18 protein-coding genes and 1 pseudogene are annotated in these 24,066 nt (G+C 50.0%); 12 read left to right on the top strand and 7 right to left on the bottom strand.

What is annotated here, in order from left to right; translation table 11 throughout:
* Positions 1 to 150 precede the first annotated feature (150 nt).
* The 6 genes and pseudogenes from ACKQTC_RS05130 to ACKQTC_RS05105 all read left to right on the top strand — a co-directional run bounded on the left by ACKQTC_RS05130 (position 151) and on the right by ACKQTC_RS05105 (position 9,266).
* On the top strand, positions 151 to 1,821 hold the full coding sequence (locus ACKQTC_RS05130; protein ID WP_000124679.1) for a recombinase family protein: 1,671 nt from the start codon (positions 151 to 153) through the stop codon (positions 1,819 to 1,821).
* A complete protein-coding gene (locus ACKQTC_RS05125) occupies positions 1,814 to 3,307 on the top strand; it encodes a recombinase family protein (RefSeq protein WP_050265750.1) in 1,494 nt (497 codons plus the stop codon). Before ACKQTC_RS05130 ends, ACKQTC_RS05125 begins: the two co-directional genes overlap by 8 nt.
* A gap of 76 nt (positions 3,308 to 3,383) precedes the next feature.
* Positions 3,384 to 4,250 (top strand): annotated as a pseudogene (locus ACKQTC_RS05120) (type I restriction-modification system subunit M); the annotation flags it as partial.
* Positions 4,243 to 5,571 carry a restriction endonuclease subunit S gene (locus ACKQTC_RS05115; protein ID WP_408977356.1) on the top strand — a complete coding sequence of 443 codons (1,329 nt, stop codon included), beginning with the start codon at positions 4,243 to 4,245 and terminating at the stop codon, positions 5,569 to 5,571. The pseudogene ACKQTC_RS05120 and the gene ACKQTC_RS05115, both read left to right, overlap by 8 nt.
* Before the next feature lie 80 nt (positions 5,572 to 5,651).
* Entirely contained in the window at positions 5,652 to 6,230 is a 579-nt protein-coding gene (locus tag ACKQTC_RS05110; protein WP_408977355.1) for a restriction endonuclease subunit S, read from the top strand.
* Positions 6,231 to 6,242: 12 nt separating this feature from the next.
* On the top strand, positions 6,243 to 9,266 hold the full coding sequence (locus tag ACKQTC_RS05105) for a type I restriction endonuclease subunit R (protein WP_408977354.1): 3,024 nt from the start codon (positions 6,243 to 6,245) through the stop codon (positions 9,264 to 9,266).
* Positions 9,267 to 9,366: 100 nt separating this feature from the next.
* On the opposite strand, the gene ACKQTC_RS05100 is transcribed toward ACKQTC_RS05105, so the two are convergent.
* The 7 genes from ACKQTC_RS05100 to ACKQTC_RS05070 form a co-directional block, all read right to left on the bottom strand.
* On the bottom strand, positions 9,367 to 10,134 hold the full coding sequence (locus ACKQTC_RS05100) for an SDR family NAD(P)-dependent oxidoreductase (protein WP_408977353.1): 768 nt from the start codon (positions 10,132 to 10,134) through the stop codon (positions 9,367 to 9,369).
* Positions 10,135 to 10,259: 125 nt separating this feature from the next.
* On the bottom strand, positions 10,260 to 10,760 hold the full coding sequence (locus ACKQTC_RS05095; protein WP_408977352.1) for an ArpU family phage packaging/lysis transcriptional regulator: 501 nt from the start codon (positions 10,758 to 10,760) through the stop codon (positions 10,260 to 10,262).
* Positions 10,761 to 10,839: 79 nt separating this feature from the next.
* Positions 10,840 to 11,262 (bottom strand): sigma factor-like helix-turn-helix DNA-binding protein, encoded by a 423-nt coding sequence (locus ACKQTC_RS05090; protein ID WP_408977351.1) that lies wholly within the window; start codon positions 11,260 to 11,262, stop codon positions 10,840 to 10,842.
* Between the two features lie 178 nt (positions 11,263 to 11,440).
* Positions 11,441 to 11,860: a DUF2335 domain-containing protein gene (locus tag ACKQTC_RS05085; protein WP_408977350.1), complete on the bottom strand. Its 420-nt coding sequence runs from the start codon at positions 11,858 to 11,860 to the stop codon at positions 11,441 to 11,443.
* A complete protein-coding gene (locus tag ACKQTC_RS05080; protein WP_408977349.1) occupies positions 11,847 to 12,584 on the bottom strand; it encodes a peptidoglycan recognition protein family protein in 738 nt (245 codons plus the stop codon). Before ACKQTC_RS05080 ends, ACKQTC_RS05085 begins: the two co-directional genes overlap by 14 nt.
* A gap of 65 nt (positions 12,585 to 12,649) precedes the next feature.
* A complete protein-coding gene (locus ACKQTC_RS05075) occupies positions 12,650 to 12,883 on the bottom strand; it encodes a DUF2922 domain-containing protein (protein ID WP_408977348.1) in 234 nt (77 codons plus the stop codon).
* A 38-nt stretch (positions 12,884 to 12,921) separates the two neighbouring features.
* Positions 12,922 to 13,140 carry a DUF1659 domain-containing protein gene (locus ACKQTC_RS05070; RefSeq protein ID WP_408977347.1) on the bottom strand — a complete coding sequence of 73 codons (219 nt, stop codon included), beginning with the start codon at positions 13,138 to 13,140 and terminating at the stop codon, positions 12,922 to 12,924.
* 419 nt (positions 13,141 to 13,559) lie between these two features.
* Here ACKQTC_RS05070 and ACKQTC_RS05065 point away from each other — a divergent pair, with 419 nt between their 5' ends.
* From ACKQTC_RS05065 to ACKQTC_RS05040, 6 genes are all read left to right on the top strand, one after another.
* On the top strand, positions 13,560 to 15,431 hold the full coding sequence (locus tag ACKQTC_RS05065) for an aryl-sulfate sulfotransferase (protein WP_408977346.1): 1,872 nt from the start codon (positions 13,560 to 13,562) through the stop codon (positions 15,429 to 15,431).
* Positions 15,432 to 15,936: 505 nt separating this feature from the next.
* Positions 15,937 to 18,897 carry a DUF7601 domain-containing protein gene (locus ACKQTC_RS05060; protein WP_408977345.1) on the top strand — a complete coding sequence of 987 codons (2,961 nt, stop codon included), beginning with the start codon at positions 15,937 to 15,939 and terminating at the stop codon, positions 18,895 to 18,897.
* A 340-nt stretch (positions 18,898 to 19,237) separates the two neighbouring features.
* Positions 19,238 to 20,275, top strand: coding sequence for a phenylalanine--tRNA ligase subunit alpha (pheS, locus tag ACKQTC_RS05055; RefSeq protein ID WP_408977344.1), 1,038 nt, complete (start codon positions 19,238 to 19,240; stop codon positions 20,273 to 20,275).
* Positions 20,269 to 22,698, top strand: a complete 2,430-nt coding sequence (gene pheT, locus ACKQTC_RS05050) for a phenylalanine--tRNA ligase subunit beta (RefSeq protein WP_408977343.1) — start codon at positions 20,269 to 20,271, stop codon at positions 22,696 to 22,698. Before pheS ends, pheT begins: the two co-directional genes overlap by 7 nt.
* 119 nt (positions 22,699 to 22,817) lie before the next feature.
* Positions 22,818 to 23,612: a prolipoprotein diacylglyceryl transferase gene (gene lgt / locus ACKQTC_RS05045; protein ID WP_408977342.1), complete on the top strand. Its 795-nt coding sequence runs from the start codon at positions 22,818 to 22,820 to the stop codon at positions 23,610 to 23,612.
* The gene (locus ACKQTC_RS05040) at positions 23,590 to 23,994 is read left to right on the top strand and encodes a metal-dependent transcriptional regulator (protein WP_408977341.1); all 405 of its coding nucleotides are present in this window, start codon (positions 23,590 to 23,592) and stop codon (positions 23,992 to 23,994) included. Before lgt ends, ACKQTC_RS05040 begins: the two co-directional genes overlap by 23 nt.
* The last annotated feature ends 72 nt before the right edge of the window (positions 23,995 to 24,066 follow it).

Below are 24,066 nucleotides of genomic sequence, written 5' to 3'. Positions count from 1 at the left end.
TTTGGAAACAGTTAACTTACTGAAGACCCTTATAAAAGAAGAAAATGAAAACAAGTCCGAAGTAAAGAAAAATTTGATTTCAATAAATAAGGTATTTGGAAATGCTCTTGAAAATAAGACTCCAATGCAATTAGCTGGAGGTGTTTTATAATGGCAAGAACTTCCAAAAGATATATTGAAAAGAAAAGTGAAAAGATAGAAAGAAAAGTCTTTAAGGCCGGAATTTATACAAGACTATCTAACGAAAGAACAGAAGAGTGGAGAGAAAAATCATACTCAATAGAAACTCAAATCCTATCTTGTAAAGAATATGCATTAAAAGAAAATATAGATGTTTTAGAAGTTTACACCGACTATGAATATAGTGGGACAAACTTTGAAAGACCATCATTTCAGAATATTATGCAAGATATTAGGGATAGAAGAATCAATTGTATTATTATCAGAGATTTATCAAGACTTGGAAGAGAATATCTTGAAATGGGAAGATTGATTGATAAAGTGTTTCCATTTTTAGGTGTTAGATTTATTTCAGTTAATGATAAATTGGATACAGTCAAAGAAACAGATTCAAAGAAATCTTTTGAGGTTACTCTTAAAAATATTATCAACGATATGTATGCTAAGGATATTTCAGTTAAGATAAAAACCTCAAAACACAATAGAGCAAGAAATGGATACTTTATTGGATCTGTTCCACCTTACGGGTACAAGATTAAAAAATCTAAAGAAGGTCAAAAGCTTGTAATTGATGAAAATGTTAGATTTATAGTTGAAGAGATGTTTGATTTAACTCTTCAAGGCAAAAGCCAGTATGAAGTAGCAAAGCATTTTAATGAAAAAGGGTATGCTCCTGGAATGATTTACTATAAAACTGGGAGAGTTTACAGAGAAAATGATGATCCTGAATGGAATAAAGGGACAATTTCTAAAATGCTTACAAATCCAGCTTATACGGGGACTTTAGTACAAGGAGTTAAGCAACAAAATCTTGCAAAAGGAATTAAACAACATTTTGTAGACGAAAGTCAGTATATAATTTGTGAGAATGCACATGAAGCAATCATTTCTAAGGAAGTTCATGAAAGAATATTACAAGAAAGACGAGAAAGAAAGAAAAATCATGTTTTCAGTTCGCCAATGCACAATTTTGAAAATAGGGACTATGAGAACAGATTTAAAGGTCTTGTAATCAATAATAATACTGGCAAAGAACTTAATAGAAGAACTCGTATCTATGGTAAGAATAGAGATAGACTTTACTATTCATTTCAGAATGAGAGGTTTAGTGGAAGTATAAAACCCGAAAAATCAGTATTCATTATGGAAAGAGATTTAGATCAGGCTATTAGTGATAAGATTTCTGAGTTTATTATGAAGACAACTAGCAAGACAAAATTTGTTAACCGAATTAAAGCTAGATTTAATAACGCAATAGATACTTTTAAGAAAGACATTGAAAATCTTAAAAGAAAAAATCTAAATGAAGAAAATATCATTCAAAGAGCCTATGAAGAATATAGTCTAGGCAAGATTGATAGAGACGAGTATCTATTAAAAAGAGAGATTGCTCAAAGTCATATGTCTACATTTGATAACGAGATTTCAGCAATTGAAGTTAATATATCAAAACTTAAAAAAGAAAGATCAAAATCAACAAAATGGATAAATGATTTATATGCTTCAAAGAATTTGGAAAAGCTATCTGGCGATTTAATCCATAGCTTAATCGAAAAAATAATAGTTTATGATAAACACGAATTTGAAATAGTCTTTAAATTCAATATAGATAATTTGGTAGGAGGAATAGACGATGAGTAAGATAGCTCTTTATATTAGATTATCCGTTGAAGATATGATAAAGACTGATGAAAGTGAAAGTATCATAAACCAAAGAGCATATTTAAACGATTATCTCGACAAGAATGAAGAATTTAAAAACTTCACAAGAGAAGAATATGTCGATGATGGATATTCTGGAACAAATGAAAATAGACCAGCCTTTCAAAGAATGCTCGAAGATGTAAAGAAAAATAATATCCAGACGATAATTGTAAAAGACTTATCCAGATTTATGAGAGATTATATAACACTTGGAGATTATCTTGAAAATATATTTCCATTCCTTGGAGTAAGATTTATTGCCATAAATGATGGCTATGATAGTAAGAAAGAAAAGGGAAATGGAACAGATTTAGACATTCAATTCAAGGGACTATTATATGATTTCTACACAAAAGATATTTCTGAAAAGGTAAAGTCATCTATGACTACACTTAAAAAACAAGGAAAATTTTTAGCTTGGAGTCCACCATTGGGATATATGAAAGATCCTAATGACAAACACAAAATCATAGTTGACGAAGAAACTGCTTGGATAGTAAAGAAGATTTTCAAACTTGCACTTGATGGCATATCTTCAAGAAATATAGCTAAGATATTAAATGAAGAAAAGATTCCGACACCATCAAAAAGAAAGAGTGAACTAACAAATCTTGATTTTGAATATTCGATAATTAGAACAGCTAAAAAGCCTAGACCAACTTGGACTAATGGCAATGTAATAGATGTATTGGCAAATGAAAATTATACTGGAACTTACACTTTCAATATGCAAGATAAGTCAGTATTAAATCCATCTTCTTTTAAATTCAAACCAAAAGAAGAATGGGGAAGAGTTGAGAATAATCATGAAGCTATTATATCTAAAGAAGACTTTGAAAAAGTTCAGAAGATTAAAGAGAAGAATCTATTTATGAAAGGTAAAAATACCGATTATGAATGGAGAAAGAAATCTCCACTACAAGGTTTTGCAAAATGTCCAACTTGTAATCACATTTTAGGATGTACTCAATCTAAACACAAAAGACCTGATGGAAGCCTTAGAGTACACACATATTTTACTTGTAGGATATGTAAGTGTAATAATGTAAAACATAAGAACTCAAGAGCAGGAAGCCTTGAAGAGCAAGTATTTGAAGCTATAAAAGAAAAATATGGTCTAGAAGATCCAAACAAGGATGAAAAAGTAAAAGTTAAACCTATGGGAAAATCTATCGAAGATCTTGAAGCTAAGAAAATGCAGAATTTTGAGAAGTATAAATTAGGTAAGATGAGTAGACAAAAATTCATTGACTCTAAAAATTTGATAGATGAAGATATACAAGCAATAAAAGAAAAAATACAAAAAGCAAAAGAAGAAAAAGAAGTAATAGACAACACTAAACTTACCAGAGAATTGATGGAAAAATATATAGACTCAGTATTCTGTGAAGGAAACGAAGTGTTGAACATAATATGGAAGTAGCAAAGGGAGTGAGCAATCACTCTCTTTTAAATTACATAACAATAACCTCTTTTTTGTCATAAGCTTGACATGAGAGGGCAGCGGGTCACTCCTTCTACAGATGAAAAAACACTTCCAGGCCCACATCATTGAAGAAGGTTTTTTTGGCCAGGAAATCAATATGACTAATTTCAACCTGGCCCGGATGAACATGTTCCTCCATAATATCAACTACAACAACTTCTCCATCAAGCGGGGCGACACCCTCCTAAACCCCCTGCACCTGGAGGAAAAACCCTTTGACGCCATTGTTTCCAATCCCCCCTACTCCATCAAGTGGGTTGGGGATGCAGACCCCACCCTCATTAATGACGACCGCTTTGCCCCGGCCGGCAAGCTGGCCCCTAAAAGCTACGCCGACTACGCCTTCATCATGCACGCCCTCAACCACCTGTCCAGCAAGGGCCGGGCCGCCATCGTCTGCTTCCCGGGCATCTTTTACCGGAAAGGGGCCGAAAAGACCATCCGCAAGTACCTGGTGGATAACAACTTTATAGACTGCGTCATCCAACTGCCGGATAACCTCTTCTTCGGCACCTCCATCGCCACCTGCATCCTGGTCATGGCCAAAAACAAGACGGAAAATAAAATTCTCTTCATAGATGCCGGCCAGGAATTCAAGAAAGAAACCAATAACAATATCCTGGAAGAGAAAAATATAGATAAGATTGTGACCACCTTTAGCCAAAAGACCGACACCCAATACTTTTCCAGATACGTCCCCCTGGCTGAAATTGAAGAAAATGACTACAACCTCTCCGTCTCCACCTATGTGGAAAAAGAAGACACCCGGGAAAAAATCGACATCAAGGCCCTGAACCGGGAAATCGCCGAAACCGTCGCCAGGATTGACACCCTTCGGGCTTCTATTGATCAGATTGTAAAGGAGCTTGAAGATGAGTAGGATTGATGAACTCTTGAAAGATGAGCCGGTGGAATGGAAGAAAATATGGGAGGTGACTATTTGGGATAAAAACTTTCAAGGTGTTGAAAAATATAAACAAGCTGAAGTTCACAAGTATCATTATTATTTAGCTAAAGATATAAAAAAAGTACAATCAGAGCATGGAAATATTAAAATTCTTACGACAAATAAAAGTGACATTTACGCAGATTATGAGCTGGTTAAGAGTCATATAAAAGTAGGAGAAGTTGTGTATATCCCTTGGGGCGGGAACCCAATAGTTCAATATTATAACGGAGAATTTATCACGAGTGATAATCGTATTGCTACGTCAAAAAATACGACAGTGCTTAATAATAAGTTTTTATACTATACGCTTGCTAACAGGATTGAGGAAATAGCAAGTTATTATAGAGGGTCTGGGATTAAGCACCCGGATATGAGGAGGATACTAGAGATGGAAATTCCTATCCCCTCTCTTAAAACCCAAGAAAAAATCGTAAAAACACTTGACAATTTCACAAATTATGTTACTGAATTACAGGCTGAATTACAGGCTGAATTACAGGCTCGTATTAAGCAATATGATTATTTTAGAGACCTGCTAACAAGTCAAGACTACCTGGAAAAATTAGTCAAAGACCCCGGTATGCTTGGCAACCAGGAAGTCAAGTTAACCAGGCTAGGGGATATTGGTCAATTTACCAGGGGAAATGGTTTGCAGAAAAAGGACTTTCAACCGCAGGGCAGGCCGGTTATTCATTATGGGCAAATCTATACCAAATATGGATTTTCGGCGGAAGAAACCATTTCTTATACTGATGAAGAGACTTTTTCTAAGCTCAAGAAGGCAAAACCTAATGATATTCTGATGGCAACTACATCAGAGAATATTGAAGATGTGGGCAAGGCGGTTGTTTGGCTTGGAACCGAAGAAATAGGCTTTTCCGGGGATATGTATAGTTATCGGACCAGTGAAAATGCGAAGTATCTAGCCTATTACTTTCAGTCAGCAGCTTTTCAACGGCAAAAAGAGAGAAAGGTTACCGGTACAAAGCTTATTCGTATTCATGAAAATGATATGGCTAAATTTACGATACATCTTCCGCCGCTAGCCATTCAACAGCAAGTGGTTCAAATCCTGGATAAGTTCCAGGCCCTGATGGCCGATATCCGGGGGCTCTTGCCCCGGGAGATTGACCAGCGGCAAAAACAGTATGAATATTATCGGGACAGGCTCTTGACATTTAATCAGGTATCTGGTAGCAAGCAAGCAAGCAAGCAAGCAAGCAAGCAAGCAAGCAAGCAAGCAAGCAATTAATACCTAAAGACTATTTTGTCCTGCTTGAAGAGGCAGCCAATATTGTCGGGCTTAGCCTGTTTTCAATTGCCGATAAAAAATTGGGCGATGTTGTCCAGGTTGTATTGGGCGGAACGCCTAATAAGCAAAAGCAGGACTACTGGGAAGGGGGGACTATCCCCTGGATGAGTAGCGGTGAAGTTAATAAAAAGACCGTTTATGAGACAGAAGGCTTTATTACACAAAAAGGATACGATAATTCTAGTGCGACCATGGTACCGGCAGAATCAACAGTCATTGCCTTGGCAGGGCAAGGAAAGACCCGAGGCATGGTTGCTCGGATTAAAATCCCCTTGTCTACGAACCAGTCTTTGGCAACCTTAATTCCCAATGAAGGGTTGTTGAATGATTTTCTTTATTATTACTTGCAGGGGGAATATTTGAGGTTGCGTGATGTATCATCAGGGGATGGGTCGCGAGGTGGCTTGAATAAAGAGATATTAAAAAAATATCCGATTCTTATTCCCTCCCTCCACATCCAGGCCCATATTGTTGGTATCCTTGACCAGTTTGAGGCCCTGGTCCATGACCTATCTCAAGGACTACCGAAAGAAATAGCCTTGCGCCAAGACCAGTACGAGTATTACCGGGACCGTTTACTAGACTTCCCGAGACCTTAAAGGGGTGATTGTATGCCGGAAGACCAAGCCGGGTATGAACTGGCGACGATAGCGGAAATGACCGGGGGGATTATTCTCTCCCATTACAAAAGAGAAGATGGTGTCCAGGAAACGGCCTACCAGACGGAGGCGGAGCTGGAGGACCGGCTCATGGCCAACTTACAGGCCCAGGGCTATGCTTATCTGGCGGCCCGGACCTCGGCAGACTTATATGCCAACCTAAAAATCCAGCTGGAAAGGTTGAACCAGGTGGTTTTTTCGCCCAATGAGTGGCGGCGGTTTCTGCTGGAGTACCTGGATGCCCCCGGTGATGGGATGATTGAAAAGACGGCTAAAATCCAGGAAGACCATATCTATGACTTTACCTTTGATGATGGCCATGTGCAGAATATTAAAATCCTGGATAAGAAGAATATCCATAATAACTTCCTCCAGGTGACCCACCAGGTGGAGCAGGCAGGGACCCATGCCAACCGCTATGATGTGACCATCCTGGTCAATGGCCTGCCTCTGGTCCATGTTGAGCTGAAAAAGCGGGGGGTCAACCTGCAAGAGGCCTTTAACCAGATCCACCGGTATAGCAAGGAAAGCTTTAATGATGGGAACTCCCTCTATAAGTATGTCCAAATCTTTGTGATTTCCAATGGGACCTATACCCGCTACTTTGCCAATACCACGGCCCGGAGTAAAAACAATTACGAATTTACCATTGAATGGGCGGATGCCCGGAACCGGGTCATCCGGGACTTGGAGGACTTTACCAAGACCTTCTTTGAAAAGCGGGTGGTTTTGGAAATTTTGACCAAGTACTGTGTTTTTGACAGCTCCAATACCCTCCTGATCATGCGGCCCTACCAGATTGCGGCCACAGAGCGGATTTTGTGGAAAATCCGGTCCGGCTATGAGGGGAAAAAGGCGGGGACCATTGATGCCGGGGGCTTTATCTGGCATACGACCGGGTCCGGGAAGACGCTGACTTCTTTTAAGGCGGCCCGGCTGGCCTGTGGTCTGGACTTTATTGACAAGGTCTTCTTTGTGGTGGACCGGAAGGATTTAGACTTTCAGACCATGAAGGAGTACCAAAAGTTCCAGGCGGACAGTGTCAATGGGAGTGTGGACACCAGGGCCTTAAAGGCCAATATTGAAAAGGATGACAACCGGATAGTGGTCACCACCATCCAAAAGCTCTACGAATTCATCAAGAAAAACCCCAACCATCCCATTTACCAAAAGCACTGTGTCCTCATCTTTGATGAGTGCCACCGGTCCCAGTTTGGGGATGCCCAAAAGGGGATACGGAAGTCTTTTAAAAGGTACTACCAGTTTGGCTTTACCGGGACGCCTATTTTTGCGGAAAACTCTCTGGGTGGGGAGACCACTGCCGGTATTTTTGGGGCCCAGCTCCACAGCTATGTGATTACGGATGCCATCCGGGATGGTAAGGTGCTTAAGTTTAAGGTGGATTATAATAACACCCTGCCTAAGTTTAAATCCGGAGAGAAGGAAGTTGATGAGGGCAAGCTGGCCCATTTGGAAAAGAAAATGTTTCTGCATCCGGAGCGGATTGCGGAAGTGACTCGGTATATCTTAGAGGTGTACGACAGGAAGACCCACCGGAACGAATATTATGACCTCAAGCACCGGCGGCTGAATGGCTTTAATGCCATGTTTGCGGTCCAGAGTGTGGATGCGGCCAAGCTTTATTATGAGGAATTTGAAAAACAGCAGGCCGGGCTGCCGGCAGACAAGCGGCTGAAGGTGGCGACCATTTATAGCTTTGCGGCCAATGAAGAGCAGTCGGCCCAGGGGGAAATCCCGGAAGAAGGCTTTAATGTGTCGGCCATGGATTCATCGGCCAAGGCTTTTTTAGATAAGGCCATTGCGGATTATAATGCCTACTTTAAGACCAACTTTTCCACCCAGGGGGCCGAGTTTCAAAATTACTACCGGGACTTATCGGCCCGGGTCAAGGATAAGCAGGTGGACTTGCTTATTGTAGTGGGGATGTTCCTCACCGGCTTTGATGCCCCGACCCTGAATACCCTTTTTGTAGATAAGAACCTGCGCTACCATGGGCTGATCCAGGCCTTTTCGCGGACCAACCGGATTTTGAACAAGGTCAAGGCCTTTGGGAATATCGTCTGCTTTAGGGATTTGGAGGAGGCAACCAAGGATGCCATCAAGACCTTTGGGGATGAGAACAGCCTCAATATTATTTTGGAAAAGAGCTATGAAGAGTACATCCATGGCTATGAGGATGAGCTGACCGGGGAAACCATGCGGGGCTATATCGACATATGCCAGGAGCTTTTAGACCGGTTCCCTGACCCGAGCAACCTGGCCTTGGAATCTGAAGAGAAGGACTTTGTCAAGCTTTTTGGTGAATTCCTGCGGTCGGAGAATATTTTGCGGAACTTTGACGAATTCCAGCAGATGGATCCCCTTATTTCTGACCGGCAAAAGCAGGACATGAAGAGCGCCTATATGGAGATTCGTAACAAGCATGCCCGGCCGGGTGGTCGGGACGGGGATGGGGCGTCTCAGGTGGACTTTTCGGATGTGACCTTTGAGATTGACCTCTTAAAGACAGATGAAATCAACCTGGATTATATTTTGGCTCTGATTTTAGAAAAGCTCAAAGATAATGATGACATTGACCAGCTGAAAGAGGAAATCCGCCGGGTCATCCGGTCCAGTCTGGGGGCCCGGGCTAAGGAGCATTTGATTATTGACTTCATCAATCGGACGGACTTGAGTGCCTTAAAAACAACGGATGATATCCTGGAGGCCTTTTACAGCTTTGCGCGGGCTGAAAAGGAAAAGGATATCCACCAATTGGTTGCCGATGAGCAATTGAAGGGGTCGTCCAAGTATTTTATTGAGCGTTCCATTGAGAAGGGCTTTGTCGAATATGCCGGGGATGAGCTGGATAAAATCCTGCCGCCCACCTCCAGGCGACATGGGGCCCGTGAACGAAAAAAGGAATCTGTTTTGGAGAAAATTCACCATTTGGTAAATGTATTTGTAGGCATTTAAAGGAGGTCAAATGCCGCTTTGCCTATGTACGAAAAAACCGCCCCTTACCCGGGCCTAGCCGGGTAGGGGGCGGTTTTATGTGCTTTTAGCAGGATCAGCCTTAGTTGGCGCTGACGCCGCCATCGACGGTGATGGCGGTGCCGTTGACGAAGTCGGCTTTTTCGCTGGCCATGAAGAGGACAAGGTCGGCGATTTCCTGGACGTCTGCCTGGCGGATGTTGGCGTCCAGACCGCTCATGACGCGCTGGATGCCCTTTTCGCTGGGATGGGAGGCGTATTTGCCTACCTCGGTTTTAACGCCGCCGGGGCAGATGGCCAGGCAGCGGATGTTGTCGTGGGCGTACATGTAGGCGGTGTTTTTGGTGAGGCCTACCAGGGCGTGCTTGGAGGCGGTGTAGGCGGCACCGGCCCGGCAGCCTTCCAGGCCGCCGATGGAGGCGATATTAATGATGACGCCGCCCTTGCCGTCTGAAAGCATGTGGTTGACAGCGGCTTTCATGGCGTGGCGGGGGCTGTCCAGGTTGATTTTGAAGACTTTATCCCAAAGGGCGTCGTCTACTTCGCCAATGGGCATGAATTCGTCCATCATGCCGGCGTTGTTAATGAGTACGTCAATCCGGCCGCCTTCTTTAACGGCGGTTTCGACCATGAGGCTGTTATTTTCATCGACCGCGAGGTCGGCGGTAACAGGTACGAGGACACCGGAGGCGTCTTTAAGGCTTTCTTTCAGCTCCTCAAGGCGTTCGGCCCGGCGGGCAACGGCGATAACGGTAGCGCCTTCTTTAACAAAGCTTTGGGCAATGGCATAGCCCATGCCGGAGCTGGCACCGGTAACAACGACGGTTTTGTTTTTAAATTGGAATTCCATAGTAGACCTCCTTAGTGTTTGACAGGCAAATAGCTGTTACATAATAGTATAAGGCTTTATGAAACAGAATGGTGAAAAAATGCCAGCAAACGAAATCTTTTATGGAAGGGGTTTTCGACCGCCGGCTAGAGGTCCAGCTCCTGGCTGATGGTGCCGAAGAAGGCCAGGGCGCAGCAGAGGATGGCTTCTTTCTTCTTGGCGTAGTAGCTGGACCGCTCCAGGTGGAGGTCTTCCATGAGGGCCATGTCGGTGGGCCGGGGATAGGTGCAGTAGTAGCCCTTGAGGATGGCGGCGTAGAGGGGGCCGGGGCCCGGGTAGCGGGCGGTGGCGTCGATGGCCTGGCCGACCATGGTGGTTAAAAAGAGCTGGTGGCGGCGCCGGTGGCCGGCCCGGGCGTGGGGGCTGTTTTTGTCCATGAGCCGGTCGAGGATGAGGAGGGCCTGGGTGGTGTCTTCGGGGGTGAAGGCTTCCCGTTGGCAGGGGCGGTTTTGTTCTTCGGCCAGCCATACCAGGCCGGCGTAGTCATCGAGGAGGGCTTTCATTTGGGGGATGGCGGTGGAGCAGTTGAGGCCGATACGGCGGGCCTGTTGACGGAGGCGGCGGGCATCTGATCCTAGGCGGGGCATGGCTGTCTTCCTTTCTAATTTGAGGATATGTTGATAGGCTCAGTATAACAGAACGTACGTTCTAGAGCAAGGGAGAATCCTAGTCTTGGGCGCTGGAATCTTCCAGGGCGGCGCGGAGCCGGGCCAGGGCGCGGTGTTTCCTTTTATGAACGGCGGCCGGTGAGAGGCCCAGGTCCTTGGCTAGGGCCCGTTCGCTGGTTTCACCCAGGACGAGCTGCCAGAGCCGGTCTTGGGCGGTGGGGGAGAGGGTGGCCAGGGCCCTTTCCAGGGCGGCCCGGTCCAGCCGGGCCAGGTAGTCGGCTTCGCCGCCGGAGACGCTTAGAGGGCCTAGGGCGTCTTCGGGGACGCCGCTGGCGGCCAGGTCGGTCAGGCTCCAGGTGTGGCAGGCGGCCTGGCGGTCTTGGTAGCGGGCCTGTTCATGGCCCTGCCAATAGGCCCGGTAGACGGCTTCGGTAACGGGGACGGCTTCTTGCTTGATGTAGATGATTTTGGTTTTTTTCATGGGATGTCCTTTCTCGTTTCTGGTGACGGGCATAAAAAGGACACCTGGTGGGGCACGGGCATGGCGGTCTATCCTTTCAATAAAAAAAGCGCCTGTGCCAAGCACAGACGCTTGTCTATCTCGAGGATAGAACGTTTGTTCTGAATATGGAGTAGGGGGCCAGCCCGGGAAGGGTCGGTCAGGGGTGGGGATGGGGTCGGCGGCGGAGGAGGGCCAGGGCGATGGCGGACAGGGAGCCGCCGGAGAGGGTTAGGCCGGTGGCCAGGTCACCCTGGGCCAGGGAGTCAAAGCCGCCCAGGCCGGCCAGGATGGCCAGGAGAAAGGTGAGGAGGAGTTCGGCCAGGTCCCGGCGGGCGGCGCTGCGGAGGGCCAGGGCCCGGAGCTGGTCCTGGCGGGCCGCCCGTTCCCGGGCCAGTTTGACCAGGCGGGAGGCCAGGCCGGGGGCGATGCTTTCATACCGAGCCAGGTCGTCGGGATCGGGCAGGGGGCCCAGGTGCCAGTGGGCCAGGGTGGCAGACGCTTGATCTTCAGTCGGCAGGCCGGTTGGCTGGTCAGGGGCGGTGGGAATGAAGGCGGGGTCCCGGTCATTTTTGGGCATGGCGGTCACCATGGAGGCGGTAGAGGAAGGCCAGGACTTCTTCCCGGCTGGCCGGGGCCTGGTAGGCGGGGCCATCTGCCCGGCCCCGGAGGAGGCCGGTGGCTTCCGCCCACTTGACAGCCTCCCGGGCCCAGGGGGAGGGGGCCGGTGCAGGCTGGGGCGTCGGCTGGGGTTGGGCCTCGGCCTGGAGCCGGTTGACGGTGGTCCGGATGGCCTGGACAAAGGCCGGCCACCGGCCCTGGCCCAGGATCAGGCGGGGGCAAAACTTGCCGCTCCAGTCCTGGTGCTTATAAATCTGCCAATTGGGGTAGGTGATGAGTAAGGCGGCGTTTAAGAGGATGGCATTGGCTTCAGCGGCGGCCGCCTGGCTTTCGCAGATTTCTATGGCGACGGTGGACATATTGCCGGGGCCCTGGCCATCGCCGGCGTGCCAGGCCACTTCATTGATGGGGAGGGTCTGGACAATGCGCCGGTGGTCGACAAAGAAGTGGGCACCGATGTAGGCCTCGTTCCGGGCCTCGACCCCGGCCAGCCAGTGGGCATGGGCCCGGGCGTCGGCTGTGGGGGAAGGGTTACCGGTATTGTGGTTGGTGATGCCCCGGATGCTGGTCATGGGGATGCCGGTGCGGACGTAGGGGCTGGCATCCTTGGGGATGATGGCCCTTTCCAGGGGGATGCCGGCAATGGCCGGGTCGGTGATGATGCCGTTTTGGATATGGAGCATGGGCTTTTCCTTTCTGGTCAGGTTTGACCGTAAAAAAATAAGCGGGGCCGGAGCCCCGCTGGCGGTTATTCGCTTGCTGCCCGGTAGAGGTCGCTGGTGGTCCGGGTGACCAGTTGAGCCAGCTCGCCCTTGGCGTAGAGGGCCTCACCGTTTTTAAAAACGGTACTGGTGACCATGTCTTCCATGGCCTTTTTGGCTTGTTGGGCGGTTAGGTCATCTTTGGGGTTGGCCAGGGTCATGCTGGCCTTCTTGCCTTCAGAGGTTAAAAAGGTTAATACGAGGGATTTTTGGTCATTCATGGCTACACCTCCTTTCAGGTGGACAGGTTAAGAATGGCTTAACCGGCAGTGAGGACTTCTTCCGTTACCAGGGTAAATTCTTCCGGGCTACCGGTGAGTAGGCTGGCGACGGCGGCACAAGCGGCGTAGCACTGGCTTTCGCTGGCGTTGTGGTTGATATTGGTAAAAGAACGGGACCGGATGCGTTTTTTGCCCTTGTCGTCTTCGCCGATATTCATAGCCAGCCGCAGGCGCTTGCTTTTTAAGGTCAGGGCCATGGTTTTCACCTCCTTTATGGTTTTCAGGGGACGCTTGCCCCCTCATATCCTTAAGGAAAAAAGAGGGGGTTTGCTTACCCCGGCGTATAAAAAAACATTCTGGGTTCGGCCTTTAGCCGGGGGATTATAATGAAAGGAGGGAGAAGTATGCTGAAGCGTTTATTTTTAGATGGGGGTATTTTTATGGGCATCCTGGGCCTGTGTCTGCTCCCGGCGTGGATTCTTTACCGGGCCTTTAACCAAAAAGGCGACCGCTAGGGCGCCGGGGTATAGGGCCGGGATATTGGGTTATAGTAGCTTTGGATAGGCCAGTTAAGTATCTTCTGTATTTTTTGAAAGTGTGCTATACTAGCGGTAAGGCCGCGGAAGCGGTGCGGTTTTTTCGTTTATTCTGTCCAAGAAATTAAGGAGTGAATTGATTGAAAACTGAATTAAAAGAAACAAAACACCTGATCACAGAACAGTACGAATCTGAACAGGCCTTTTTAAAAGAGTTCCGAGATGGCAACTACACCTATGACAAGCCCTATGTCAAGGCCAACCCCTATCTCATCAACCCGATGGCAGCTGTTCTCTGCTTTAACACCGATGCAGAAACGGAAGTCACAGTAACCGTCAAGGGGAAAACCCCTGAAGCCGATATGGGCCACACCTTCCCGGCAGCCAAGGAACACGTCCTGCCGATTTACGGCCTGTATGACGGCTATGAAAATACTATCGAAATCAAGCTGGCCGATGGCAGCACTGCTGAAGTGAAGCTGGCCATTGAAGAACAAAACATCAACCGGGCTTCCTTTGTTGAAACGACTCCGGAATACTTCGGCAACGATGTCATGTTCGTTTCCACCACCACCCCCCTTATTGAATCCTGCAAGACCATCGCTGTGGACTATGCCGGCGATGTCCGTTGGATGAACATCAACCTGCAGAGCTGGGACATTAAAAAAGCGGCCAATGGCCGTCTCTTGTATACCTCTCACCGGACCATCCAAAAGCCCTACTACACCATCGGCATTTGCGAAATGGACATGAGCGGTAAAATCTACAAAGAATACCGGCTCCCGGGCGGTTTCCACCACGATGTCTTTGAAATGGAAAACGGGAACCTCCTGTGCGCCTCTGACAACGACTTTGACGATTCTGTTGAAGATTATGTTGTTGAAGTGGACCGGAAAACCGGTGAAATCGTTAAGAGCTGGGACCTCCAGCCCATGCTGCCCCGGTCCGGTGGGGACGCCGGCGACTGGAACAACCACGACTGGTTCCACAACAACTCTGTATGGTATGACAAGCCGACCAACTCCATCACCATGAGTGGCCGTCACAAGGACGCTGTCATCAACTTTGACTATGATACGGCTGAACTGAACTGGATCATCGGTGACCCGGAAACCTGGCCGGAAGAATACCAAAAGTACTTCTTCAAAAATGTCACCAAGGGTGACTTCGACTGGCAGTATGAACAGCACGCCGCCAGCATTTTACCCAATGGGGACGTCTTCCTCTTCGACAACGGGACCTACCGGTCTAAGAGAGAAGAAAACCGGGTAGAACCGGATGACAACTTCTCCCGTGGGGTCATCTACCGGATCGATACCGATAAGATGGAAATTGAACAGGTTTGGCAGTATGGTAAGGAACGTGGGGCTGAATTCTACTCTCCCTACATCTGCAACACCGAATACTATGCCGATGGCCACTACATGGTCCACTCCGGCGGGATTGCCACCTATCGGGGCGTTCATACTGACGTCCTCGGCGCCTCCCTCTTAAACAGCTACCCCCATATCCACCTGAAACTCTGGAGTGAAACCGTTGAGCTGGTCGACGATGAAGTGAAATTCCGGATGATCGTTGAAGGTGGGAACTACTACCGGGCCCGCCGCCTGTCCCTCTATGATGACCAGACCAAGCTAGACCTGGGCAAGGGCCAACTCATGGGCTCCTTAGGCGTGACCCCTGAATTCATGAAGGTTAAGTTCAAAGATGCCGGTGAAGTCCCGGCCATCCATGAATTAAAAATGGAACTGGAAGAAGACCGGCTGGCCTTCCGGGCTATGTTCCGGGAAGGCAGTGAAGTCATCATCGAACTGCGCGGGGAAACAGACCACTTCTACAACCTGCCGACAGAAGTACATGACGTCACCGCAGCCTGCGTGGCCTTTGAAGAAGAAAACGACAACGACTTCCAATTCTACATCCACCGGGAAGGCCTGGAAGGTGGCACTTATGATGTCTACCTGGACGTTGATGGCAAACGCTACGACACAGGCTACACCGTAAATATGTAATCTAATTGAATAAGCAGCAGCTAGTTTTGACCAGCCTCCCTTTTCTTGGTACCAAGGAAGGGGAGTTTTTTTGTGGTCAAAGGGGTGATCTGGTGAGTGGTTCTGGCTTCTTAACGGATGCCGGCATTTGTTGAATTTACCAGTCAGTAATTCAAGCTTTTGGAAGCAGCGGTCACTGGACTTGGAGAGGGGTGGTCTTATTTTTTGACCGGTTGGTTTTATAGGGGTTGGTCGGAGTGAGGGATTCGGTCAAGGGCACCGTCGGGGGCAATATTCCTGGTAAAATAGTGGGCTTAAAGCTGGACATTCTTTTTTGTCGGTTACGGGATGGTATCGGGGGTTGGGGAGGCTTATAACCTTGACGGGATGTAGGAAGACTTGCCGTCCTGACGGGAGTTAGTCAAAAGTTGAAAAAGTGACCTGGTGGGGAAGAAATGGTTTTGTAGATCCCGGCTAGGGCGTATAGTATAGGTAGTCACGATGATGACGGAGAGGGGGTGAAAAAATGGTTGATTTTATGAAAGAAAGTAAGAGGGCTTGGAACTGGCTTCGGTTGATTATCCTGGCTTTTCTTTTCTCAGTAGGACTCGGGGTCGGTGGCATCCTGCCTCTGCAGGCGGCTGATTTGCCGGGACCAGGGGATTTGCCAGCAAGCATTGATGATTCAAAACGGGCTACGACTGACTTGTCGGCAAACCTGGTGAAGGCCGAGGCGGCAGAACCGGGCCAAGCCGGTCAACAATCGACTAGCTATCAGGTTGATTCGCCGGAAAGCTGGCAAGCGACGATTGAGGCGATCAATCAAAACTCGGCTGATGCAATTATCGACCTGACTGGTGAGATTACCCTCACGGAGGGGGTAAGTTTTGCAGATCAAGCTAAAAAAATAATCATGCGCTCTGCTGGTCAAGAGGCTGGGATTATCTATTCACCGAAGGATGACACTATTGTCAAGCCCTTGCTGGATGTTCCTGAGGCCATTAACTTTCTGATTGAAGGTGAGATTACCTTTTCGGGTAAGGGTGCAGGAAAAAACGTTGTCTCTGCTTTGAATAGGCAAGGGGCCTTTATCAATAAGCAGGGGGGCAGCATGACCTTGGAGGGGGCTCGCTTTCAGGACTTGTCTATCGGGTCCGGCGACCATCCGACGGCGGCTGTGGTTCAGACCGGTGGTCTTTTGACGATGAAGGATGTCATCTTTGCTAATGTTCATATCCCATATAGTGCCCGGGGCGGTGCCCTATTCTTGCAAAAACAGGCTAGGGCAACAATTTCCGGCAGTCGGTTTGAAAATAACCAGGCGAAAAATGGCGGAGCTATCTTTATTGACGACGGCAGTCATTTGGAGGTTCAGACTGGGACTGCCTTTCGAGTAAATAGTGCAGATACAGGTATCCGGGAGGATAGTGTGGAAAAGACCGGCGGCAAGGGGGGAGCTATCATCGTTAACGGTGAAGGCAGTTCCTTGACCCTTGGCCAAGAAGGTGACGATCCTGACGGCGGTTCCATCAGTTTTGAAGGGAACCGGGCCTTTTACGGTGGGGCGATTTGTGTCCAACAGGGGGCCAGGCTTCTTCAAAATACGGGACAGGTTATCAATAACTGGGCCCGGAAGGGGGCCGGCATCCATGTCAATGATGGCGGCTTTTTTGAAATGAATGGTGGCTTGATTGACGGTAATATGGCTGAAGGGAACCCGGATGGGGCCGATGACATGACGAAGTATATTCAAGCTACAGGCGGCGGCATCCGGATTGAAAAAGCCAAGGCTACCTTAAACCATGGGACCATCAGCAATAATATTGTCCGTGGTTATAAAAATGGGCCAACCGGTCATGGAGCCGGAATCCATGTGGTGGGCCACTTAACCGGTCCCGACTACCAACCGGACGTCCTCTTGCTTAAAAATGCACTGATTTATGACAATTATGCCAGGTACGAGGGAGGTGGCATTTGGATTTGCCCTACCGGCCGGGCTAGGGTAGAGACCGATACCGGCTTTTCCTCCAGTGTCTTGGCACGTTTGTCTGACAACCGGGCGGATGAGGCCGGGGATGATTTGTATTTTAAGGTGGTTGAACCAGACCATCCCGGACCTGCAGCCCTTCAGTTTTATTATCGGGAAGAGGATGACTTTCTAAACTTTGTTAAAGACGATGCTGATCACCGACAGCGAGCCGGTGGAGAAGGGGTCTTTTTGAAAGCTGGCCTTTATGCTAAGGACTTTGGGGTTAAGAATGTAGCCTCTCAGGAGGCGATTGCAGGAAGGCTTAACCAGTTGGACTTAAGCCAACGGGTGGTCATTACCGGTAACCGGAATGAATCCGGTTATGGTGGCGGTATTGGGACAGACGGGTTGGTCTTCATCAGTGATGCTCCTCGCTTTAAGGCCTTGCGGCTTGATTTGCTTAAAGTTTGGGACGCGGATACGCCAGACTTGCCAGCGGAGGTTTACTTTGATATCTACAATAAGGAGACCCGGCAGTGGCTTGGTCGTCTGATAGCAGATCCGAATGAAAAAAACCAGTGGCGAGGGATTTACAAGGATCTTCTCGATCTGTCTTCTTTATCCGTTACAGAAGAGGATATCAAGGCTAATCCGGCTTCGATTTTAGATGCCATCCAATTGGTAGAACGTTTTCCGGAAGGCTACCCCTATGCAAGTCAAGATTTCAGCCCAGTCTTTGAAGTGGCCTATAATGATAAATTAGGTGATTTAACCCTCAAGGTAAAAAATAATTTTGCTCCTCAAGCGGCTTATGATTTGACTATCAAGAAAACGGTTGAAGGCAAGACCGGTGACCGTGCCTTTCGCTTCAAGCTTAGGCTTTTTGATGAACATGGGTTGGCCATGACGGAGCCCCTTAAGGGGATTCATACCGATGCAGGTGGCCAGGAAAGCAAGGTAGATTTAGTAGCCAAAGATGGGATTTATCTGTTATCCTTAAGGAACCAGGAATCTATCCGGGTGGCTGGCTATGATAAGTGGCGGTTTGAACTTGTTGAAGAAGAACCGGGTGATTATGCGGTCAAGTATTACCTGGATGGTGTCCAGGTGGATAAGTCCTTGGCCGGTACTTGGGAACAGGCGGCCTTAGAGGTAGTGGTCCTTAATCGTAGCCAGTCTGAAAATGGTGATCGTCCATTGCCAATGCCGGATTCTGGCCCCGAACCCCGCCCCAGTCCTAGTCCGAACCCCGGTCCGGGTTCTGAACCCATGCCGGAACCTATGCCGGGACCTATACCGGAACCGACTCCGGGACCTGGCCCGCTTTTGTCTCCTGAACCGGTACCGGCAGAAAGACCGGATTCTGATGCAGGGCAAGCAGTTGAGACAGCGGCAAGGCCTGGAAGCCTTGAGCTAGTTGCTGCTAAACCGATTCCTAAAACCGGTAACCCATACGGATATACTGCTCTGGGTCTTTTGCTATTCGGGCTTTTTTGCTTGAGTCGGAAGGAATCCTAGAGGCAGGATAGGTTACTTTTATACCGGTTTGCCAAATGATACTTGCTTGCATTGGATGGACTCTTATGTTAAACTAAGCCTATATTTCCGCAGTGATCGGGTGTCGGAGGCATGTGACTGTCACAGAGAGAGAGGGCTGGGTTGAGACCCTCTTGGCAGGATTGCCCGCGGCTTTCGCCCGGGAGCGGTCGGTATTGAAGTCTTAGGATGGGTAGGTACCGGCGTCCGGCAGCGTTAATGCCATTGAGTGATTTCTGCTGTGCGGAAATAATTAGGGTGGTACCACGAGCACTTCGTCCCTTGGGGCGGAGGGCTCTTTTTTATTTAAAGGAGGATAACAGTGAAAGAGCAATTACAGGCAATCCGGGAAGAGGCCCTGGCAGATATTAACCGGGCCACGACCGTGGCTGAATTGAATGATGTCCGCATCTCTTACATGGGCAAGAAGGGGAAGGTAACGGCCATCCTCAAGGGGATGGGCAAGCTGTCCCCGGAAGAGCGCCCGGTCATGGGCCAGTTGGCCAATGAGGTCCGGGATGCCATCGGCCAGTCCCTGGAAGAAAAGCAGGCGACCCTGGCCAGAGAAGCCATGGCGGCCCGGCTCAAGGATGAAAAGATAGATGTGACCATGCCCGGCCGGGCCTTTCCGGTGGGGTCTGTCCACCCCCTGACCCAGGTCATCCGGGATGCAGAGCGGATTTTTGCGGGCCTGGGCTTTGAAGTGGCCCAGGGGCCAGAAATTGAAAGCGATTATTATAACTTTGAGGCCTTGAACCTGGCCAAGGACCATCCGGCCCGGGACATGCAGGATACCTTCTATATTAATCCCAATGTCCTCCTGCGGACTCAGACCTCCCCGGTCCAGGTCCGGACCATGGAAGCAAAGGCCGGGGTAGCCCCGGTCAAAATCATCTGCCCGGGTAAGGTCTACCGCCGGGACGATGACGCCACCCACTCCCCCATGTTCCACCAGATTGAAGGCCTCTGCGTGGATGAGGGCATCACCATGGGTGACTTAAAAGGGGTCCTCTTGAGCTTTATCCACCAGATGTTTGACGACAGCATTGACATCCGCCTCCGGCCTTCCTACTTCCCCTTTACGGAACCCTCCTGTGAAGTGGATATTTCCTGCGTGAACTGCGGCGGCAAGGGCTGCCGGGTCTGCAGCCACACCGGCTGGTTGGAAATTTTAGGCAGCGGCATGGTCCACCCCAATGTTCTCCGCTATGGCGGCTATGACCCGACCAAGGTCAGCGGCTTTGCCTTCGGCATGGGGGTTGAGCGGATTGCCATGATCAAGTACGGGATTGATGACCTCCGCCTCTTCTTTGGCGGCGACTTACGCTTCCTGTCTCAATTCAAGGAGGGCTTATGTTAGTATCCTATAATTGGTTAAAAGAATATGTAGATATCAGTGAAAGTCCGGAAGTCTTGGCGGAAATGATTACCCGGGCCGGGGTGGAAATCGGCGGGATCAGCTACCCGGCTGAGGGTATCAGCGGGGTTGTCGTGGCTGAAGTCCTGACCTGTGAACCCCTGGCAGACTCGGACCACTTGAACCTTTGCCAGGTGTCCACCGGCAGCGGTGACCCCCTCCAGGTGGTTTGCGGGGCGCCTAATGTGGCCGCCGGCCAGAAGGTCTGCTTTGCCCAGGTGGGGGCTGTCCTGCCGGGCAACTTTGAAATTAAAAAGGCCGAGCTCCGCGGGGTGACCTCCAATGGGATGATCTGCTCCATGCAGGAGCTGGGCGTTGACGATGCCCTGGTGGCCCCGGCCGACAAGGATGGGATCCGGGTCTTACCGGCAGATGCCCCCCTGGGGGAAGATGCCCTTGCCTACCTGGGCTTAAATGACGCTATTTTTGACTTAGACTTAACTCCCAACCGGTCTGACTGCCTGTCGGTCTACAATGTAGCCCGGGAAGTCGGGGCCCTCTTAAACCGGCCGGTCCGGCCCCTGGATGTGGCTTTTTCCGGCCAGGCGGCCTCAGATGAAGGCATTCAGGTGACGGTGGACGCTCCGGAACTCTGCCACCGCTATATCGGGACGCGGCTCCTAGGGGTCAAGCCGGGCCGGTCCCCTCTATGGATGGAACAGCGGCTCCAGGCTGCCGGCATGCGGCCCCTGGGCGTCCTCGTTGACATCACCAACTATGTCATGCTGGAAACCGGCCAGCCCCTCCACGCCTTCGATGAAAAAGACATCGCCGGCCGGGAAATTATCGTTCGCCGGGCCAAGGACGGGGAACACATCGTCACCCTGGATGATGTGGACCGGGAACTGACTAACGAGATGCTCCTTATTTGTGACCGGGACCGGGCTGTCGGGATTGCCGGGGTCATGGGGGGCGAAAATACGGAAATCAAGGACGATACGGAAAACATCTTCCTGGAATCTGCCTACTTTGAACCCCGGAATGTCCGTCGGACTGCCCAAAAGCTGGGCCTGCGGACCGAGGCCTCCATCCGGAATGAAAAAGGGGTTTCCATTAAAGGGGTTGAACTGGCAGCCCAGCGGGCAGCGGCCTTGTTTGAACGCCTGGCCGGCGCCCAGGTCATTGCCCCGGCCCAGGACGTTTACCCGGTTGAACAGCCGGACACCCTTGTGCCCCTGCGCTTTGCCCGGGCCAATGCCCTCCTGGGGACCGATATCCCGCCGGAAACCATGGTCAGCTACCTGACCCGGCTCCAATTCGACCTGGTCGAAGAAGGGGAAGAAGGGGTCCAAGTCCGGGTGCCTGACTGGCGGATGGACGTGACCATTGAAGAAGACCTCATCGAAGAAATTGCCCGCTTTTACGGCTATGATGAGATCCCGGCCACCCTTCCCTATGGGTCCACTAACCCCGGTGGCCTAACGGAAAAACAACGGCTCCAGGAGGCTATTGGTCGTCACCTGGTCGCTGCCGGCCTCCACGAGGTCCTGACCTATAGCTTCGTGGCCGAAGACTTTGCCGATAAGCTCCACATGGACCCGGCCGACCGGCGGCGGGAAGTCATCGCCATCGATAACCCCCTATCGGCCCAGCTGGCAGTCATGCGGACCAGCCTGGTCCACAGCATTTTAGAGGCGGTCCAGGTCAACCGGAGCCACCAGGTGGCAGACGTGGCCATTTTCGAACGGGCCAAGACCTACCGGGCTGAAGGCGACCTGACCGACCGCCAGCTGGCGACGGAAGAAGACCACCTGGTCATTGCCCTGGATGGGGGCAGCAACCGGGACTGGCTGGGCAGCCGGCAGGCATACGATTTCTTCTATCTAAAGGGGATCATCGAGCAGCTCTTCACCCGCCTGGACCTGGCAGGCCTGCGCTGGGAAGCCTGCACCGATGACCCGACCTGGCATCCCGGCCGGACTGCCCGGGTCTATCTGAATGACACCCTCCTGGGGCTGGTGGGCCAGGTCCACCCCCTGGTTTGCCAAAACTATGACCTCAGCGAAGCCGTTTACTGTGCTGAATTAAACCTGGAACCCCTCTATGCCCTGGGCGTTGAGGCCCCCAAGGCCGAAACCCCGAGCCGGTACCCGGCTGTTATGCGGGACCTGGCCCTGGTTGTGCCGGCAGACCTCAGTCATGCCGATATCAGCCGGACCATCCGGGCAGCCGCCTCTAGCGACCTCCGGGATATCGTCCTCTTTGACCGGTACACCGGCGACCAGGTGGCCGACGGCATGGCCTCCATGGCCTATAGCCTGGCCTTCCAGAATAAAGAGCAAACCCTAACCGATGACCAGGTTGAAAAAGACATGGAGGCTATCCTGGCGGCTTGTAAAGACTTAGGCGCAACTATCCGTGAATAATAAATGAAGATACCCCATGATGTTTCTTCCTTTGGTAAATGGGGTAAGAGTTTAGCAATGTGGCTTTTTATGTTGTTGTAAGCACCGCCCTCTAGCGGTTCCGGCTGAAAGGAGCAAGTGTGGATCCGATTGCATTTCAAATAGGCCCCCTGGCGGTTCGCTGGTACGGGATTCTTATTGCCCTGGCCTTTCTCATCGCCTTGATGATGACCGGCCGCGGGGTCAAGAAGGCCGGCCTGGATGAAGAAAAATATTATAGCCTGGTGATGGTCATGATTGTCATGGCCATCCTGGGGGCCCGGCTCTACTATGTGGTTTTTAACTGGCCCTACTACGCCGCCCACCCGGGCGAAATCATGGCCATTTGGCATGGGGGGCTGGCTGTTCACGGCGGGCTTATCGCCGGGACCCTGACCCTCTTTTTAGGCAGCCGCCACTATGGCTTTCGTTTTTGGCAGCTGGCGGATATCATTGCCCCCTGGATGATTTTAGGCCAGGCCATTGGCCGCTGGGGGAACTACTTTAACCGGGAAGCTTACGGCTATGCGGTAGATAAGGCCGATGTGCCCTGGGCCATTGAAATCAACGGCCAGTGGCACCATCCGACCTTTTTATACGAATCCCTTTGGGACCTCCTGGGGTTCGGGATTTTAATGGTCATTGCCCGGCGCCCCTGGGTCCGGGAGGGGGAAGTGGCCCTAATCTACCTGATGTATTACTCAGTTGGACGTTTTGTAATTGAAGGCTTTCGCACAGACAGCCTGATGCTTGGTCCCTTACGGATGGCCCAGGTGATTAGCTTGCTGCTTTTCATTGGCGCCGGAGCAGTCCTGCTTTGGCGCCGGCGGCAAGGGGGCCCGAAGCTGGTCTCTCATGAAAGGAAGGATACGCATGACCACGAACACCACGAATGATGAAATTTATGAGTCTGGGGAAGACTATTTGGAATGTATCTTGCGCCTGCAAAATCGGCAGGGGGAAGTGAAGAGTATTGACGTGGCCAATGCCATGAACTATTCCAAGCCCTCTATCAGCCGGGCCATGAAAATTTTACAAGAAAAAGGCTTCATCATGATGGATAAGAAAAAATTCATCCACCTGACCGATGACGGCCTGAAAAAGGCGCAAGAAGTCTATAAGCGCCACCTCCTCATTAAGGAGGCCCTGATCAGTCTCCTGGATGTCAGCCCGGAAACGGCAGAGCAGGATGCCTGTCGGATTGAGCATATTGTTAGCAAGGAAACCATTGACAAGCTTTCCGCCAAGATGGAAGCCCACTTGATGGCAGAAGAATAAATCGCAGCGTAAGGGTCGCCCCGGTGGGGCGGCCCTTTTTGTATGCCCCGGTCGGGAAACTGAGCCCAGACT

Origin of the sequence: Peptococcus simiae, from assembly GCF_046097595.1 — a bacterium.
Lineage (GTDB): Bacteria > Bacillota > Peptococcia > Peptococcales > Peptococcaceae > Peptococcus > Peptococcus simiae.
The sequence above is the reverse complement of the archived record's forward strand: the minus strand, read 5'-3'. Positions and strand labels throughout refer to the sequence as shown.

Excerpts from the sequence above, each read along its gene's own strand:
- ACKQTC_RS05075 (WP_408977348.1), bottom strand. The coding sequence starts at position 12,883 with ATGAATGACCAAAAATCCCTCGTATTAACCTTTTTAACCTCTGAAGGC.
- ACKQTC_RS05080 (WP_408977349.1), bottom strand. The coding sequence starts at position 12,584 with ATGCTCCATATCCAAAACGGCATCATCACCGACCCGGCCATTGCCGGC.
- ACKQTC_RS05085 (WP_408977350.1), bottom strand. The coding sequence starts at position 11,860 with ATGCCCAAAAATGACCGGGACCCCGCCTTCATTCCCACCGCCCCTGAC.
- ACKQTC_RS05090 (WP_408977351.1), bottom strand. The coding sequence starts at position 11,262 with ATGAAAAAAACCAAAATCATCTACATCAAGCAAGAAGCCGTCCCCGTT.
- ACKQTC_RS05060 (WP_408977345.1), top strand. The coding sequence starts at position 15,937 with ATGGTTGATTTTATGAAAGAAAGTAAGAGGGCTTGGAACTGGCTTCGG.
- ACKQTC_RS05095 (WP_408977352.1), bottom strand. The coding sequence starts at position 10,760 with ATGCCCCGCCTAGGATCAGATGCCCGCCGCCTCCGTCAACAGGCCCGC.
- ACKQTC_RS05070 (WP_408977347.1), bottom strand. The coding sequence starts at position 13,140 with ATGGCCCTGACCTTAAAAAGCAAGCGCCTGCGGCTGGCTATGAATATC.
- ACKQTC_RS05105 (WP_408977354.1), top strand. The coding sequence starts at position 6,243 with ATGCCGGAAGACCAAGCCGGGTATGAACTGGCGACGATAGCGGAAATG.
- ACKQTC_RS05100 (WP_408977353.1), bottom strand. The coding sequence starts at position 10,134 with ATGGAATTCCAATTTAAAAACAAAACCGTCGTTGTTACCGGTGCCAGC.
- ACKQTC_RS05040 (WP_408977341.1), top strand. The coding sequence starts at position 23,590 with ATGACCACGAACACCACGAATGATGAAATTTATGAGTCTGGGGAAGAC.
- pheT (WP_408977343.1), top strand. The coding sequence starts at position 20,269 with ATGTTAGTATCCTATAATTGGTTAAAAGAATATGTAGATATCAGTGAA.
- ACKQTC_RS05115 (WP_408977356.1), top strand. The coding sequence starts at position 4,243 with ATGAGTAGGATTGATGAACTCTTGAAAGATGAGCCGGTGGAATGGAAG.
- ACKQTC_RS05130 (WP_000124679.1), top strand. The coding sequence starts at position 151 with ATGGCAAGAACTTCCAAAAGATATATTGAAAAGAAAAGTGAAAAGATA.
- ACKQTC_RS05125 (WP_050265750.1), top strand. The coding sequence starts at position 1,814 with ATGAGTAAGATAGCTCTTTATATTAGATTATCCGTTGAAGATATGATA.